Raw genomic sequence first — 443 nt, forward strand, 5'->3', positions numbered from 1 at the left:
CGGGAGGCCGTCGCCACCGCCGACGACCGGGCGGTGGCCCGCGCCTGGCGGGACCTGGCGCTCGCCGCGGTGCAGCTCGGGGTGGGCCGGGCGGCCCGGGACTGGCTGGTCGGCCACCTGGCCCGGCGCCCGCCGGCCGGCCACGGCGACCCGCTGGGCACCCTGCCGCGGTACCAGGTGGGGCTGGGCGAGCTGGAGAGCGCGTTGATCGGCGCCGAGGAACTGGTCACCGGGCTGGCGGCCCGGGTCGACGCGGGGGAGGGGGCGGCACTCGACCGGACCGGTCCGGCGCGGCTGCTGGCCGGCCGCGCGGTGGCCGAGGCGGTGCAGCGGACGGTGCTGCTGGTCGGCGCCCCCGGGCTGAGCCGGCGCCACCCGCTGGAGCGCTACCTGCGGGACGCGCTGAGCGGGTGCGGCGGCGGGCCGGCCGAGGAGCTGGTGCT

The 443-nt window shown here is 81.7% G+C and carries 1 protein-coding gene; it reads left to right on the top strand.

What is annotated here, in order from left to right; genetic code table 11:
- Positions 1–443 (top strand): acyl-CoA dehydrogenase family protein (locus tag ACQRUO_RS39725; protein ID WP_428321035.1); only part of this gene is annotated, 443 nt, incomplete at both ends.

The sequence above is a fragment of the Kitasatospora sp. LaBMicrA B282 genome, assembly GCF_050325825.1.
GTDB lineage: Bacteria > Actinomycetota > Actinomycetes > Streptomycetales > Streptomycetaceae > Kitasatospora.